The organism is Porphyrobacter sp. GA68, from assembly GCF_022605525.1.
Taxonomy (GTDB): domain Bacteria; phylum Pseudomonadota; class Alphaproteobacteria; order Sphingomonadales; family Sphingomonadaceae; genus Qipengyuania_B.
On record NZ_JAKQYJ010000001.1, the window covers coordinates 235431 to 249234 of the forward strand.

Annotated in this window: 11 protein-coding genes; 5 read left to right on the forward strand and 6 right to left on the reverse strand. The window is 67.4% G+C overall.

All coding sequences use genetic code 11. The annotated features are described in order from the left end of the window. Positions 1-70 precede the first annotated feature (70 nt). The 4 genes from yidD to LHJ54_RS01185 all read right to left on the reverse strand — a co-directional run bounded on the left by yidD (position 71) and on the right by LHJ54_RS01185 (position 1931). Positions 71-280 (reverse strand): membrane protein insertion efficiency factor YidD, encoded by a 210-nt coding sequence (gene yidD, locus LHJ54_RS01170; RefSeq protein WP_228241827.1) that lies wholly within the window; start codon positions 278-280, stop codon positions 71-73. Beyond that, positions 277-642 (reverse strand): ribonuclease P protein component, encoded by a 366-nt coding sequence (gene rnpA, locus LHJ54_RS01175; RefSeq protein ID WP_228244255.1) that lies wholly within the window; start codon positions 640-642, stop codon positions 277-279. Before rnpA ends, yidD begins: the two co-directional genes overlap by 4 nt. A 156-nt stretch (positions 643-798) precedes the next feature. Continuing rightward, complete coding sequence (gene rpmH, locus LHJ54_RS01180; protein WP_036801591.1) at positions 799-933, reverse strand: 50S ribosomal protein L34; 135 nt, start codon at positions 931-933, stop codon at positions 799-801. 110 nt (positions 934-1043) lie between these two features. Next, complete coding sequence (locus LHJ54_RS01185) at positions 1044-1931, reverse strand: alpha/beta hydrolase (RefSeq protein ID WP_228241834.1); 888 nt, start codon at positions 1929-1931, stop codon at positions 1044-1046. A gap of 131 nt (positions 1932-2062) precedes the next feature. On the opposite strand from LHJ54_RS01185, the gene LHJ54_RS01190 reads away from it, so the two are divergent. Next, a complete protein-coding gene (locus LHJ54_RS01190) occupies positions 2063-3571 on the forward strand; it encodes a YifB family Mg chelatase-like AAA ATPase (protein WP_228241836.1) in 1509 nt (502 codons plus the stop codon). A gap of 18 nt (positions 3572-3589) precedes the next feature. On the opposite strand, the gene LHJ54_RS01195 is transcribed toward LHJ54_RS01190, so the two are convergent. After that, complete coding sequence (locus LHJ54_RS01195) at positions 3590-4048, reverse strand: DUF305 domain-containing protein (RefSeq protein ID WP_228241838.1); 459 nt, start codon at positions 4046-4048, stop codon at positions 3590-3592. Next, positions 4003-6012: a threonine--tRNA ligase gene (thrS, locus tag LHJ54_RS01200; RefSeq protein ID WP_228241840.1), complete on the reverse strand. Its 2010-nt coding sequence runs from the start codon at positions 6010-6012 to the stop codon at positions 4003-4005. The genes LHJ54_RS01195 and thrS overlap by 46 nt, the downstream gene beginning before the upstream one ends. 308 nt (positions 6013-6320) lie before the next feature. On the opposite strand from thrS, the gene LHJ54_RS01205 reads away from it, so the two are divergent. From LHJ54_RS01205 to LHJ54_RS01220, 4 genes are all read left to right on the forward strand, one after another. Then, positions 6321-7067, forward strand: coding sequence for a carboxylesterase (locus LHJ54_RS01205; RefSeq protein WP_228241842.1), 747 nt, complete (start codon positions 6321-6323; stop codon positions 7065-7067). Further along, positions 7068-7952: a tetratricopeptide repeat protein gene (locus tag LHJ54_RS01210; protein ID WP_228241843.1), complete on the forward strand. Its 885-nt coding sequence runs from the start codon at positions 7068-7070 to the stop codon at positions 7950-7952. Next, positions 7949-8980: an LLM class flavin-dependent oxidoreductase gene (locus LHJ54_RS01215; RefSeq protein ID WP_228241844.1), complete on the forward strand. Its 1032-nt coding sequence runs from the start codon at positions 7949-7951 to the stop codon at positions 8978-8980. Before LHJ54_RS01210 ends, LHJ54_RS01215 begins: the two co-directional genes overlap by 4 nt. 120 nt (positions 8981-9100) lie before the next feature. Further along, positions 9101-13804: an NAD-glutamate dehydrogenase domain-containing protein gene (locus tag LHJ54_RS01220; RefSeq protein WP_228241848.1), complete on the forward strand. Its 4704-nt coding sequence runs from the start codon at positions 9101-9103 to the stop codon at positions 13802-13804.

Genomic DNA, 13804 nt, shown 5'->3' on the forward strand with positions numbered 1-13804 from the left:
CACACCCTGCCCTGCGCGTCATCGGGTGCGCAGCAGCAATCGACCCGAAGCCGTTCCGGCTCGACCGGCGTTACGGCACGGGGTCGTAGCCGTGCCCGCCCAGCGGGTGGCAGCGCCCTAGCCGCTTCGCCGCCAGCCATCCACCCTTAATCGCGCCGTGCTTCTCCAGCGCTTCGATCGCGTAGGCAGAACAGCTGGGCATGAACCGGCAGGTGGGCGGCAGAATCCGGCTCGGTCCCTTCTGCCAAGCGCGCACCACAAGGATAAGGAGCCGCGTCATCTGCGCGGCGACCTGCGCCCGGCGGAACCGCGCCGCCGCGGATCGCCCTTGCCGCTGGCCAGCCTGCCAAGTGCCTCGGCCAATTCAGACCGGAGCAGGGCGAAATCGCGTTCCACCCCGCCTTCGCGCCCGATCAGGACATGGTCATGGTCCGGCAAACCACTGATCGGCAGGCTGGCGCGCAGCAATTCACGAAAGCGGCGCTTCATCCGGTTGCGCACTACCGCGTTGCCAATCTTCTTGGTGACGGTGATGCCGAAGCGGACACCGCGGCCGCCATTGGGACGGGCCAGCAGAACGAATGCCGGCCGGGCGATGCGCAGACCGTGGTTGGCGGACAGGAAGTCAGCCCGGCGTTGCATGACGGCGACCGGCGCGGTCGCCGCACTTGCGGGCAACAACACGGAAGCTTCAGGAAGTCCGCCGCCCTCGCTGACCACCGGATCGTTCGGCGTTCCGGTCATACGGAAGCCGGTCATACGCAGGAGCGTGCGGGCACGTGCCCGAGATTGACCGGATCAGGCGCAGAGCTTCTTGCGGCCGCGATTGCGGCGGGCGCGAAGCACCTTGCGGCCGCCCGGAGTCGCCTTGCGCGCGAAAAAGCCGTGCCGCCGCGCGCGAACCAGGTTGCTGGGCTGAAAAGTCCGCTTCATCGCTCAAATCCTTGTAATATCTTTTGCAGCCGCAGCTTGTACGCCGACCGGCATTTATCCAGCGGAACGGGACCGCCGAACAGCGGTCGTCCCTTTACCGCCCGCCGCTACTAAAGGCGTGGGTGCGAGTCAAGCGACGCCCACGCCGGCCGCGTGGTCGACCACCCTTCGGCTTCCGGCGCGGCCAAGTCCAGAAGGGCCATTCCCGCGCTCTCGAATGCGCTCAGATCGACCGCAGCGACTTCGCGCACGACAATCGGCTGGGCCGCTTGCGCAACAGCCAGAACTGGCCGGGCAGGCCGTTCCAGGCGCGCAACCCAGCCCCGCATGTCTTCGGCCGCCAGCCACAGGGCATCGGCATGCGGCACGGAATTGGTGAAGGCGTAGAAGTCGCGTGCGCTATCCGGGTCCATGCCGACCGCGCGATAATACTCCAGATAAGCGCGGTTTGGCCCCTCCTCCGGCGCGAAGTCGCCCGCCTCGCGACCGAAGCGGTCCCTCCAGGAATGCACGGCAAACTCCGCCCCGTCTTCGATCACGCGCTCACGTCCGGCAAGGAACAGATCCACCGCCCCCGATCGCACCGACCCGTTCGCCGGCACATGGGTCGCCAGACCGGCTTCGCGAATCATGCGGCCGAGTTTCAGGTTGGCGATGTCATCATACGTGCCGGGACAGCGCAGCAGGGTCAGCCTGCGCACGCCGGGGTGGTCGCGCAGCAAGGCCGCCAACTGTGCCGGCGTCGCGCTGTCGGTGGCTCCGGCCATTTCAATCCGATCCGGTGCCACAACCCTGAAAGGGCCGTATTGCGCCTCCTGCCAGACCGGGGGTGCCGCCTTGTGCGGCACGGCGAACCGGATCGCTGCCAGGGCAAGGGATACCTGGAGGCTGGAGCCGGACGCGACCGCCGGGCTCCCGTCACCCGAAGGGGTCTGCGCCAGGACCGGCGCCGCGTTGAGCGCGGCGCATGCGATAAGAGGTGCAAGCCAGCGTTTCATGCCGCGCAGCTTCGCGCGGAATCCTTGACAAGTTCTAAAGGACGCCGCGTTTGCCCGTGTTAACCACGCCGCTTAACCGGCGCCAAGGCCGCACCCGCCTATTCCTGCGCCAGCAGAAGGGTCCAAGCCAAGTGGTCGCAACGGTTCGAACAGTCGCCTATCTCGGGCTGGAGGCGCGCGCCGTTGAGGTGCAGTGTCAGGTTGCGGGCGGGTTGCCGCGTTTCAACGTGGTTGGGCTCGCCGACAAGGCGGTAGGAGAAAGCCGCGAGCGGGTGCAGGCCGCACTGGCCAGCATGGGCCTCGCGCTGCCGCCGAAGCGGATCACGGTCAATCTGTCGCCCGCCGACCTGCCCAAGGAAGGGTCACACTACGACCTGCCGATCGCGCTTGCGCTGCTCGCCGCGATGGGTGTTACCGATGCCGAACAGCTCGATGACTATGTGGTCGTGGGGGAGCTTGCGCTGGATGGCCGCATCGCACCGTCGCCCGGCGTATTGCTCGCCGCGCTGCACGCCAACACGCTGGAAAAGGGCTTGGTCTGCCCGTCTGCGCAAGGCCCCGAAGCGCGCTGGGCGAGCGGAGCGGCAGTGGTCGCCGCGCCCGACCTGCGGGCGCTGCTGGCCCATCTCAAGGGTGATCGCCTGCTTGCTCCACCCCCGCCAGGCGAAGTTGCGGCGCCGGCGGCAGGGCCGGACCTTGCCCGCGTCAAAGGGCAGGAGGTCGCCAAGCGCGCGCTGGAGATCGCCGCTGCCGGCGGGCACAACCTCCTGCTGATCGGGCCGCCCGGTGCAGGCAAGAGCCTGATGGCGAGTTGCCTGCCCGCCATCCTGCCGGACCTGACCCCCCAGGAAGCGCTGGAAGTCAGCATGATCCAATCGGTCGCGGGTCTGCTGGAGGGCGGGCGCATCAGCCGCGCGCGGCCTTTCCGCGCGCCGCATCACTCCGCCAGCATGGCCGCGCTGACCGGTGGCGGGCTGAAGGTGAAGCCGGGCGAGGTCAGCCTGGCCCACCGCGGGGTCCTGTTCCTGGATGAACTGCCCGAGTTTCAGCGGGCGGTGCTCGATTCCCTGCGTCAGCCGCTGGAGACGGGCAAGGTGGATGTGGCGCGGGCCAACGCGCACGTCAGCTATCCGGCGAATGTTCAGCTGGTCGCGGCGATGAACCCGTGCCGCTGCGGCCATCTTGGCGATCCGGCGCTTGCCTGTTCCCGCGCCCCCAAATGCGCCGCCGACTATCAGGGAAGGGTGTCTGGTCCGCTGCTGGACCGGATCGACCTGCATGTGGAGGTGGACCCGGTCAGTGCCGCGGACCTGGCGCTGCCGCCACCGGCAGAAGGAAGCGCAGAGGTGGCCGCCCGCGTCGCTCGAGCCCGCCGGGTGCAGGCCGGCAGGGTCGAAGACGCTGGCGTCGCCTGCAACGCCGACCTCGACGGAGACGCATTGCATCGGTTCGCAACCCCGGACGCGGCGGGAGGCAAGCTGCTGATGCAGGCGGCCGAAGCCATGCGCCTGTCCGCCCGTGGCTATACGCGGATGCTGCGCGTTGCCCGGACGATCGCCGATCTGGCGGGCGCGGCGGAGATTGGCCGGATCCACGTCGCCGAGGCGCTGAGTTACCGCCGGGTTGCGCCGCGCGGTTGAGCCGCCCCGTCTCCTGGCCTAGTGCCCGGAATGATCCACTTGCGCCGCAGCGCCGGTTGGTGCTGCCGTGGGCAGGCCGCGCTGTGTCAGCCACGCCTCCATCTCGGCGATCTCGGCGCCCTGTGCGTCGATGATCCGCTGCGCCAGGTCGCGCGCCTGGGGGTTGGCGCCATGGGCAAGTTCAACCTCGGCCATTTCGACCGCGCCCCGGTGGTGGGCGAGCATTCCGCGAATGAACGCCTCGTCCGCGTCGGTCGGGATGTTCGCCATCGCCGCGTGCATCCGCGTGTTCACGTCCGCGAACGCCTGCTGCGCGGGGTTCATCGGCGCGGCAGTCGCCACTGCTCCTTCATCCTGTGGCGCGGGCGCCGATCCTTCGGCCTGGCACCCGGCGAGCAGCACTGCCGCCATGATCGGTGACGTCCAGCGCATCAGCGGAGGTCCGGCGGCAGCGCGCCGGTCTTCAGTATTTCGCATGCTTCCTCCAGTTTCATTATCCTTTGCCGCTCTTCGCCCAGAGTGCGGATCGCGACGGTGCCTTCCTCCGCCTCGCGTTTGCCGACGACCAGCAGGTGCGGCACCTTGGCCAGCGAGTGTTCGCGCACCTTGTAGTTGATCTTCTCGTTGCGCAGGTCCCTTGTCACCCGCAGACCTGCCGCGCGTAGCTGCGCTTCTGCTTGCATGGCGTAATCGTCGGCGTCCGACACAATGGTTGCGACCACCGCCTGGACCGGCGCCAGCCACAGCGGCAGCTTGCCGGCGTAGTGCTCGATCAGGATGCCGATGAACCGTTCGTACGATCCGAAGATCGCCCGGTGGAGCATCACGGGCCGGTGCTTGCCCCCGTCCTCGCCGACATAGGTGGCGTCGAGCCGTTCGGGCAGCACGCGGTCCGACTGGATCGTGCCGACCTGCCAGGTGCGGCCGATAGCGTCGGTCAGGTGCCATTCCAGCTTGGGGGCGTAGAATGCGCCTTCGCCTGGCAGCTCCTCCCATTCGACACCCAGCGCGCGTAGCGCGTCGCGCAACTCGCCCTCGGCCTTGTCCCAATCCGCGTCCGATCCGAACCGCTGGTCCGGCCGCAGCGCCAGCTTGATGGCGTAGGTGAAGCCGAAGTCGCGGTACACCGCGTCGGCCAGTTCGATGAACCGGCGCACCTCGTCCACCACCTGCGCCTCGGTGCAGAAGATGTGCGCGTCGTCCTGCGTGAACTGGCGCACCCGCATCAGGCCGTGGAGCGCACCATGCGGCTCGTTGCGGTGGCAGCAGCCCATTTCGCCCAGCCTGATCGGCAGATCGCGGTAGGACGTGATGCCCTGCTTGAACACGAGCACGTGCGCCGGGCAGTTCATCGGCTTGATCGCCATCCAGTCGGCATCGGGCGCGACCTTGGGCGAGGCGACGCCGGCCTCCGCGTCCACATCCGGCACGATGTCGGGCACGGCGAACATGTTCTGGGCGTATTTGCCCCAATGGCCCGACGCCTCCCACTGGCGCACGTCCATCAGCTGCGGCGTCTTGATCTCGCGGTAGCCGCCCGCGTCCATCCGGCGGCGCATATACGCCTCCAGCTCGCGCCAGATGCGGTAGCCCTTGGGGTGCCAGAAGACGGAGCCGTGCGCCTCTTCCTGGAGGTGGAACAGGTCCATTTCGCGGCCCAGCTTGCGGTGGTCGCGCTTGGCCGCTTCTTCCAGCCGGAGAAGGTGCGCGTCGAGCTGCTTCCTGTTCAGCCAGCCCGTGCCGTAGATGCGCGACAGCATGGCGTTCTTCTGGTCGCCGCGCCAGTACGCGCCCGATACCCGCGTCAGCTTGAACGCGTGCGGGTCAAGCTTGCCGGTGGAGGCAAGGTGCGGCCCGCGGCACAGGTCGAGCCAGGTGTCCTGCGCCCCCACGGGACCGCAATGGTAAACGGTCAGCGGCTCTCCCTGCGGCAATTCCGCCGCCCATTCCGCCTTGAACGTTTCCCCCTTGTCGCGGAACCAGGCGATCAGCCGGTCGCGGCTCCATTCCTCGCGGGTCAGGGGTTTGTCCGCGCGGATGATCTCGCGCATCTTGTCCTCGATCACCGGCAGGTCTTCCTCGGTGAACGGTCCCCGCTCCGCCGACGGGGCGAAGTCGTAGTAGAAGCCATCCTCCGTCGCCGGGCCAAAGGTGATCTGCGTGTCGGGCCACAGCGCCTGAACCGCTTCAGCCAGAACGTGTGCGTAATCGTGGCGGGCAAGCTCCAGTGCGTCGGCCTCGTCCCGGCTCGTCACCAGTTCCAGCCGCGCGTCCCCCTCAAGCGGGCGGTTGAGGTCGCGCAGTTCCCCGTCGATCCGCGCGGCCAGCGCAGCCTTGGCGAGGCCCGGCCCGATGGCAGCAGCTATGTCGGCGGGCGTGGCGCCTGGTTCCACCTCGCGCACCGAACCGTCAGGCAGGCTGATCTTGAGAAGCTGTGTCATTGTCTATCCGTTCCAACCGTCCGCCGCCCCTTGGCACAAGCGGGCTTGCGGAAAAAGCGCGGCGTTGAAGAAGGACGGTTTTCCGGGTGGAGCGCCGCGGCCACCCGAACCGGGCGGCTGCGGATCGCGGCGTTACGCGACCGGCAGCCTCCGGCAATCGCCGGTGGTAGTGGTCGTGGCCTGCGTCCGTAATCCTGGCATTGGCCGAGAATAACGCCGGCTGACATCTAGGGCAAGCGACGGCGTCTGCCTGAGGTCGAAGCGACCGCAGCTTGCATCCTTTGGGCATCGCCCCGACATCTGCTTGCATGAGCGCTGTTTCTCATCACGCCATGTCCGACGGGCGGCGAATCGCCTTTCGCCATCTGGCCGGGCACGGGCCGACCCTTGTGTTCCTGCCGGGCTACATGTCGGACATGGCCGGCAGCAAGGCGACGGCGCTGGCGGCGTGGGCCGAACAGCGCGGACAGGCATGCCTCCTCCTCGATTACTCCGGCTGCGGGGCCAGCACCGGGGAATTTGCCCACGGGACGCTGACCAAGTGGCGCGACGAGGTGGTGGCGCTGGTGAAGGCGCGAGTCGCCGGATCCGTGCTGCTGATCGGGTCCAGCATGGGCGGCTGGCTGATGCTGCTGGCGGCCGAGGCGCTGGGCGGGCAAATTGCGGGCATGGTCGGGATCGCCGCGGCGCCCGACTTCACCGATTGGGGCTTCACCCCGGAACAGAAGGCGAAGCTGCGCGCCGGAGAGGTTGTGCTGAAGGACAATCCATATGGCTTTGACCCTACGCCGACCCACCCCGTGTTCTGGCAGGATGGGGAGCGGCATGCGCTCCTCAACCGAACGGTGGCGGTGGATGCCCCTGTTCACCTGTTACACGGACAACGCGATCCGGACGTGCCGTGGGAACTCAGCCTCCACCTCGCCGGACGCCTGCGTTCGGATGCGGTAAAGGTGACGCTGGTCAAGGATGGCGACCACCGCCTGTCGCGTGATGAGGACATTGCGCTGCTGTTGCGGACCGTTGAAGCCATGCATCCCGCCGGAGAACCGTAAGTGACCCCTTCAACCGTTCTGATCCTGGCGGCCGTGCAGGTTGGCCCTGCCCTGCCCGGCGATCCCAACGCGGTGCCGACCCTGCCGTCGCAACCGCCGCGCACCGCTGCGCCGGCAGCACCTGGTCGCGGCGACGCGCCGGCCACTGGCGCGGAGATATCCAGCCGCCTGGAACGCTGCCTCTCCGTGATTGCCACCAACCCGGCCGAGGCATTGAGCGCGGCCAGTTCCTGGCAGGCAGAAACAGGCGGCGCCGCACGGGCGCAAGCCGGCCATTGCGCCGGCCTGGCGCTGGTGCAACTTGGCCGGTTCGCAGAGGCGAAGGCAGCCTTTGCTGCGGCCCAGAACGATGCGGTCGGAGAAGACCCGGCCTATGCTGCCCGGCTTGGCGGTCTCGCGGGCAATGCCGCACTGTTGGGTGGCGACGGGGCAGAGGCGGTAACGCCGCTGGATGCGGCGCGAACCGAGGCACTGAAGGCGGGCGAGCAGGAGCTGGCCTTGGGCCTGCAACTCGACGCTGCGGCCGCGCGGGCGCAGCTTGGCCAATTGACCGAAGCGCAAGCGAGCATGTCGGCGGCACGGGAAGTGTGGCCGCAGAACGCCGAAGTATGGCTGCTGTCGGCCATGCTGTCGCGGGGAGTGGGCGACTTGGCAGGAGCGCAGGCGCTGATCGAGCGCGCCGCGCAACTCGCGCCCCGCGCGCCGCAGGTGGCGCTGGAAGCCGGGATCATCGCCGCGCTGGATGGACGCATCGACGCGGCCCGGCAGAGCTGGCAGTCCGTCCTGACGGTCGCGCCGGGAACACCCATGGCGCGAACTGCACAAAGCTATCTCGCGCAATTGGATGGCGCCGCCGCGCCGGCACCCGAGCCGGCCAGCAGATGATCCCTCTCTCGGTCCTCGATCTGGTGCCGGTCAGGGAAGGCGGCACGGTGGCAGAGGCGCTGGGCGCGTCGGTGGCACTGGCACAGGCCGCTGAACGGGCAGGCTATCGCCGCTTCTGGGTGGCTGAGCATCATGCGATGGACGGGATCGCCGGGGGCGCAACATCCGTGGTGCTGGCCCGGATCGGAGCGGCCACTGCATCCATCCGGGTCGGTTCGGGCGGTATCATGCTGCCCAATCACACACCCTTCCAGATCGCCGAGCAGTTCGGCACACTGGATGCCATGTTCCCGGGCCGGGTGGACCTGGGGCTTGGCCGCGCGCCGGGTGCCGGGCCGGAGTTGCAACGGGCTCTCCGCAAGAACCTGCGCGAAGCCGCAGAGATGTTTCCTCAGGATGTCGTGGAACTGCGCGCCCTCATCACCGGCGACCTCGACCTGCCGGTGAAGGCCACACCGGGGTTCGGCTCCCGGCCGGAACTGTGGATCCTGGGGTCCAGCCTGTTCGGCGCTTCGCTCGCGGCCAAACTCGGTATGCCGTATGCTTTCGCCGCGCACTTCGCCCCGGACCATCTGGACACGGCACTGGCGCTATACCGGCAACGGTTCGAGCCATCCGCACAGCTGGATCGGCCGCATGTGATGGTGGCGATGAACGTCTTTTGCGGCGACACACGTGAGGAAGCAGAGCTGATCGCCTCAAGCCAGGCGCAGTCGTTTGTCGGCTTGCGGGCGGGCAACCCGGGTAAACTTCCGCCACCTGTGCCGAATTATCGCGACACGCTGCCGCCGCAGGGACGTGCCCTGCTCGATCATCTCGGCCAGGCAGCGGCGGTCGGCACACCCGAACAGGTGACGACAACGATGGCCGCTTTTGTGGAGCGGACCGGGGCGGACGAGGTCATTGTGGCCGGCGCCACCTTCGATCCGGCGGCCCGGGTGCGTTCGCTGGAACTCACAATGCAGGCACTTCAGCAGCGACAGACGCAATCCCCCGCGGCGGAACGACTGACCAGCGCCGCGCAATAAGCGCTGCGCCCGCTTGCACCCCCTCACCACCGGGCCTAAGCGGCGTCCATGAAACCCCCCTCAAGGGGAGCCGGGTAGAAGAGGACCGGCGCACCTGCGCCGGAGATGGATGAACTTGAAATGGCATCAGTAATCGCCAGTGCGGCTGCCCCGCAGCCGCAGGTTTCCGACACTCTGTTGAGCAGCCTCATCGGTCGGATAGACAGCTCGCTGCTGCCCGGCGACACACCTTTCGCGCCGACCGAGAAGGAGCAGGCCGCACGGTTCATGCTGGCTGCCGCGGCGCTGCGCAGACCCGGCAAGCCCGCCATCGTCATCGAAACCGCCAGCGAAGAACGCCGCTACACCCGCATGGCGATCGTCAACGACGACATGCCGTTCCTGGTCGACTCGGTGGCAGCCGCCATCGCAGCCGAAGGGCTGTCGATCGACCGGTTGGTCCACCCCGTAGTGCCAGTCGATCGCGACGCACAGGGTCAGCTGCACACAATTCCCGACGACCCGGATCATCGGTGCCTGCGCGAGTCGATGATCTATATCGAAACGCCGCGGGTCGACGCGCGCGCACGGCGGACAATTGCCGCCAGCCTCCGCGCCGTGCTGGAAGACGTGCGCGCAGCGGTCGCGGACTGGGCAAAGCTGCAAAAGGCAATGGCCGCCGATGCCAAACGGCTTGCCGAGGGCGAAGCGGCCGATCTCCTCCGCTGGTTCAACCAGGGCATGCTGACCCAGCTGGGCCATGTCACCCGGCAACGGGACGGCGCGATGGTGCGCCCGCTCGGCATCTGCCGCAAAAGCGCCCGCCAGATCCTTGCCGATTCGTCGTTCGATCGCGCCTTTGCCTGGTTCGAAGCGCCGGAGAACCGCGACCGTCAACTGCTCATCATCAAGGCCAATCACATATCCAAGGTGCACCGGCGGGTGCCGCTCGACCTGTTTATCGTACCGGTCCGCGAAGGCGAAGCGGTGACCGCCCTGTCGGTCCACGTCGGCGTCTGGACCAGCGCCGCGCTGGCAACCCCGCCACGCTCGGTTCCGCGCCTGCGGCGGCAGCTGGAAAAATTGCTCGATCAGCTCGATTTTGACGCCAACGGGCATGCCGGCAAGGCACTGGTTCATGCGTTTACCTCCCTGCCGCACGACCTGCTGATCGTATTTTCGGAAGAAGACACCGCGCGGGTGGTCACCACCATGATGACCCTGGTGGATCGCCCCCGTCCTCGTCTGGTGATGGTGGAGTCGCCACTCGCCCGCCATCTGTTCGCCTTCGTCTGGTTGCCGCGCGATCTGCTGTCGACGCAGACGCGGCGGCGGATCCAGCACCTGTTGGAACAGGACACGGGCGCGCAGCTGCTCGACTGGAGCCTGGAAGTGGAAGGCGGCAATCTGGCGCTGATCCGCTTCGTTTTCGACCTGCGCGCGGCCGGTGCCCGCAAGGACGAGGCGAAGATAGAGGAGCGGCTGCAGAACATGCTGCGCGGGTGGCGCGAGGCGGTGGAGCGGGAACTGGCCGCGATGGAAGACCCCGGCCGGGCAGCAGCCCTCGCCAGCCGGTTCGCCGATGCCTTTCCGCTTGGCTATCGCGCTCAGAACGGCGCGGCCGAAGCGGCCCTGGACATCCTGCGCCTGCGCGCCATCGCGGCAACGGATGGCGATGGTGCACGCCGGGGCGCACGGCTCTACCGCAGCGAAGGCGACAAGCAGACGACGCTGCGGCTCAAGCTGTACCATTGGGGCGGCACCTTGCCCCTGTCGGACGCGGTGCCGGCGCTGGAAAACTTCGGCTTTCATGTTCTTACCGAGATGCCGACCGCTCTCGATGACGGTCGCATCGGCACGATCCACGACTTCGTGCTGGCCGCACCCGGTGCCGCCGTGGCCACATCCGCGCTGGAACGGGCGGACATCCTAGAGGATGCGATTGCCGCCGTGCTGAACGGGCAGGCGGAGAACGATGTCTTCAACACGCTGGTGGTGGAAGCGCAACTACAGGCGCGGGAAGCGAACTGGCTGCGCGCCTTCTACCGCTATCTGCGGCAGGCGGGGATCAGCTTTACCGTGGCCACCGCGGTCGACGCGCTGCGCAACTCGCCCAGGATCACCCGCGCGCTGGTTTCGCTGTTCACCGTGCAACACGACCCTGCCTTCGAAGGCGATCGCGAATCCGCCGCGGCCGAGGCGCTGGCCACCATCCGTCAGGCGTTGGCGCAGGTGCACGCGATCAATGACGACCGGCTGCTCAGACTGTACCGTTCCTTGATCGAGGCGATCCTGCGAACCAACGCCTTTGCCCCTGCCGCCGAAGAGACGCTGGCCTTCAAGATCGACTCCGCACTGGTTCCCGGCCTTCCCAAGCCGTTGCCCTGGCGGGAGATGTGGGTCTATTCCCGCCGCGTCGAAGGCATTCACCTGCGCTCGGGCGCGGTGGCGCGGGGCGGTCTGCGCTGGTCCGACCGGCGCGACGACTTCCGGACTGAAATCCTCGGCCTGATGAAGGCGCAGCGGGTCAAGAACGCCGTTATCGTTCCCACCGGCGCCAAGGGCGGCTTTTACCCCAAGCAGCTCCCCTCGCCCGCGCTTGATCGCGCGGGATGGGCGGCCGAAGGACAGGCCAGCTACGAGGTGTTCATTCGGTCGCTGCTGTCGATCACGGACAACGTCGTCAGGGACAAGGTGGTTCATCCCCAGAACGTGGTGGTGCGCGACGGACCCGACCCTTACTTCGTCGTCGCCGCCGACAAGGGCACGGCCCGGTTTTCCGACGTGGCCAACGCCATCGCACTGGAACGAGACTTCTGGCTGGGGGACGCCTTCGCCAGCGGTGGCTCGAACGGGTATGACCACAAGGCGATGGGGATCACCGCCAAGGGCGCGTGGATTTCCGTTCAGCGGCATTTCCTCGAACTGGGCGTGGACGTGCAGACGGACCCGGTGCGCGTTGCGGGCTGCGGCGACATGTCGGGAGACGTGTTTGGCAACGGCATGCTGCTGTCCAAGGCGATCAAGCTGGTCGCGGCGTTCGACCACCGGCACATCTTCATCGATCCCGACCCGGATCCGGCGCACAGCTGGCAGGAACGGCAGCGGTTGTTCAACCTGCCAACCTCAAGCTGGGCGGATTACGATGCGTCTCTGATCTCGGACGGCGGCGGGGTGTATCCGCGCGACGCCAAGCTGATCACCCTGTCACCGGCGGCGCAGGCGACGCTGGGGGTGGAACAGGCGGACTGGGAACCCGAAGCGCTGATTTCAGCCATTCTCAAGGCGCCGGTCGATCTCCTGTGGTTTGGCGGCATCGGGACCTATCTGAAAGCCGCGGCGGAGAACAACGCGGCCGTGGGCGATCCGGCCAATGATGCACTGCGCGTCAACGGCGAAGACGTGCGCGCAAAAGTGATCGGAGAGGGCGCCAACTTGGGCCTGACGCAGGCAGGTCGGATCGAATTTGCCCTGAACGGCGGCCGCCTCAACACCGACTTCATCGACAACTCGGCCGGCGTCGACTGCTCCGACAACGAGGTCAACATCAAGATCGCGCTGGCGCCGTTGCAGCGCTCGGGCAAGCTGAGCCAGGAACGGCGCAACGCTCTGCTCGAAGAGATGACCGAGGAGGTCGCGCAGATCGTCCTCGAGGACAATCGCGACCAGGCGCTTGCCCTGTCCATTGCCGAGCGCGGGGGAGCGGACGCCAGCGAATCCTACATCCATCTCATCAATACGCTGGAAGGGCTACGCGCCCTGGACCGGCACACGGAAGGCCTTGCCGAGAACGACGTGCTTGGCCGCCGGGCGGCTGACGGGCGCGGCCTGACGCGGCCGGAACTGGCGGTGCTGCTGTCGTCGGCCAAGCTGCTGCTGCAGGACCATATCGAGCGCGATGATCCGCCCATCGAAGGCCCTTACAGTTCCTTGCTGCTCAGCGCCTTTCCGCGCCCGATGCAGCAGGATTACGCCAAGGCCATTCAGCGGCACCGGCTGCGGCGCGAGATCGTGGCGACCAAACTTGCCAACCGCATCGTCAACCGGCTGGGTATCCTGCACCCGTTCGAACTGGCGGAGGAAGAGGGCGCTTCGCTGGGGCAGGTGGCGGCCGCCTATCTCATCGTGGAAACGCTGCTCGGCATCGACACGCTGTGGGAAGAGATCGAGGCCGCCGCCATGCCGGAAGCCGCGCGCCTTCTCCTGCTCAGCAGGCTGGCACTGGCCATGCGGGCAGAGATGGCGGATCTGCTGAGAACGGGGCTTTCCCTCGACTCTCCGACCGGCGTGCTGGACGCGCTGACTCCGGGCGTCACCGAACTGGGGACAAACACGCGTGAACTCCTGGCTCCGCAAGGGAAGCAGCACTCGGCCCGCATCCTCGACGCCCTGGAACAGCTTGGCGCACCATCGCCGCTGGGTCAGCAGGTTGCGCACCTGTTCGACATGGATGGCGCGATCGGCGTTGCCAATCTCGCACGTAACATCGGGGTCGATGCTCATGCCCTCGCGGCAATTTTCATTGCGCTGGGCGAAAAGCTGGGCCTCGACTGGGCACAGGGCACCGCAGCAGTAATGAACCCGTCGGACGTTTGGGAGCGGCTGCTGGTTGCCGGCCTTGCCCGAGACTTCCAGCAGCTGCGGCTGGACTTCCTGCGGCGGGTGGCGCGGCGCAGGACGACCTCCAGCGAATTGGCCGCGGCAGTATCGGCGTGGATGGACCAGCACGCCCAGGCGATCGAACGGTTCCGCAGCATGATAGAGCGGGCGCAACGCGAAGGCGGCGTGACCGCCCCGATGCTGGCACAAATCGCCAGCATGGCGCGCAATCTGCTCTGTCGATGA

Excerpts from the sequence above, each read along its gene's own strand:
- rpmH (WP_036801591.1), bottom strand. The coding sequence starts at position 933 with ATGAAGCGGACTTTTCAGCCCAGCAACCTGGTTCGCGCGCGGCGGCAC.
- LHJ54_RS01185 (WP_228241834.1), bottom strand. The coding sequence starts at position 1,931 with ATGAAACGCTGGCTTGCACCTCTTATCGCATGCGCCGCGCTCAACGCG.
- LHJ54_RS01195 (WP_228241838.1), bottom strand. The coding sequence starts at position 4,048 with ATGCGAAATACTGAAGACCGGCGCGCTGCCGCCGGACCTCCGCTGATG.
- yidD (WP_228241827.1), bottom strand. The coding sequence starts at position 280 with ATGACGCGGCTCCTTATCCTTGTGGTGCGCGCTTGGCAGAAGGGACCG.
- thrS (WP_228241840.1), bottom strand. The coding sequence starts at position 6,012 with ATGACACAGCTTCTCAAGATCAGCCTGCCTGACGGTTCGGTGCGCGAG.
- LHJ54_RS01205 (WP_228241842.1), top strand. The coding sequence starts at position 6,321 with ATGAGCGCTGTTTCTCATCACGCCATGTCCGACGGGCGGCGAATCGCC.
- LHJ54_RS01215 (WP_228241844.1), top strand. The coding sequence starts at position 7,949 with ATGATCCCTCTCTCGGTCCTCGATCTGGTGCCGGTCAGGGAAGGCGGC.
- LHJ54_RS01220 (WP_228241848.1), top strand. The coding sequence starts at position 9,101 with ATGGCATCAGTAATCGCCAGTGCGGCTGCCCCGCAGCCGCAGGTTTCC.
- rnpA (WP_228244255.1), bottom strand. The coding sequence starts at position 642 with ATGCAACGCCGGGCTGACTTCCTGTCCGCCAACCACGGTCTGCGCATC.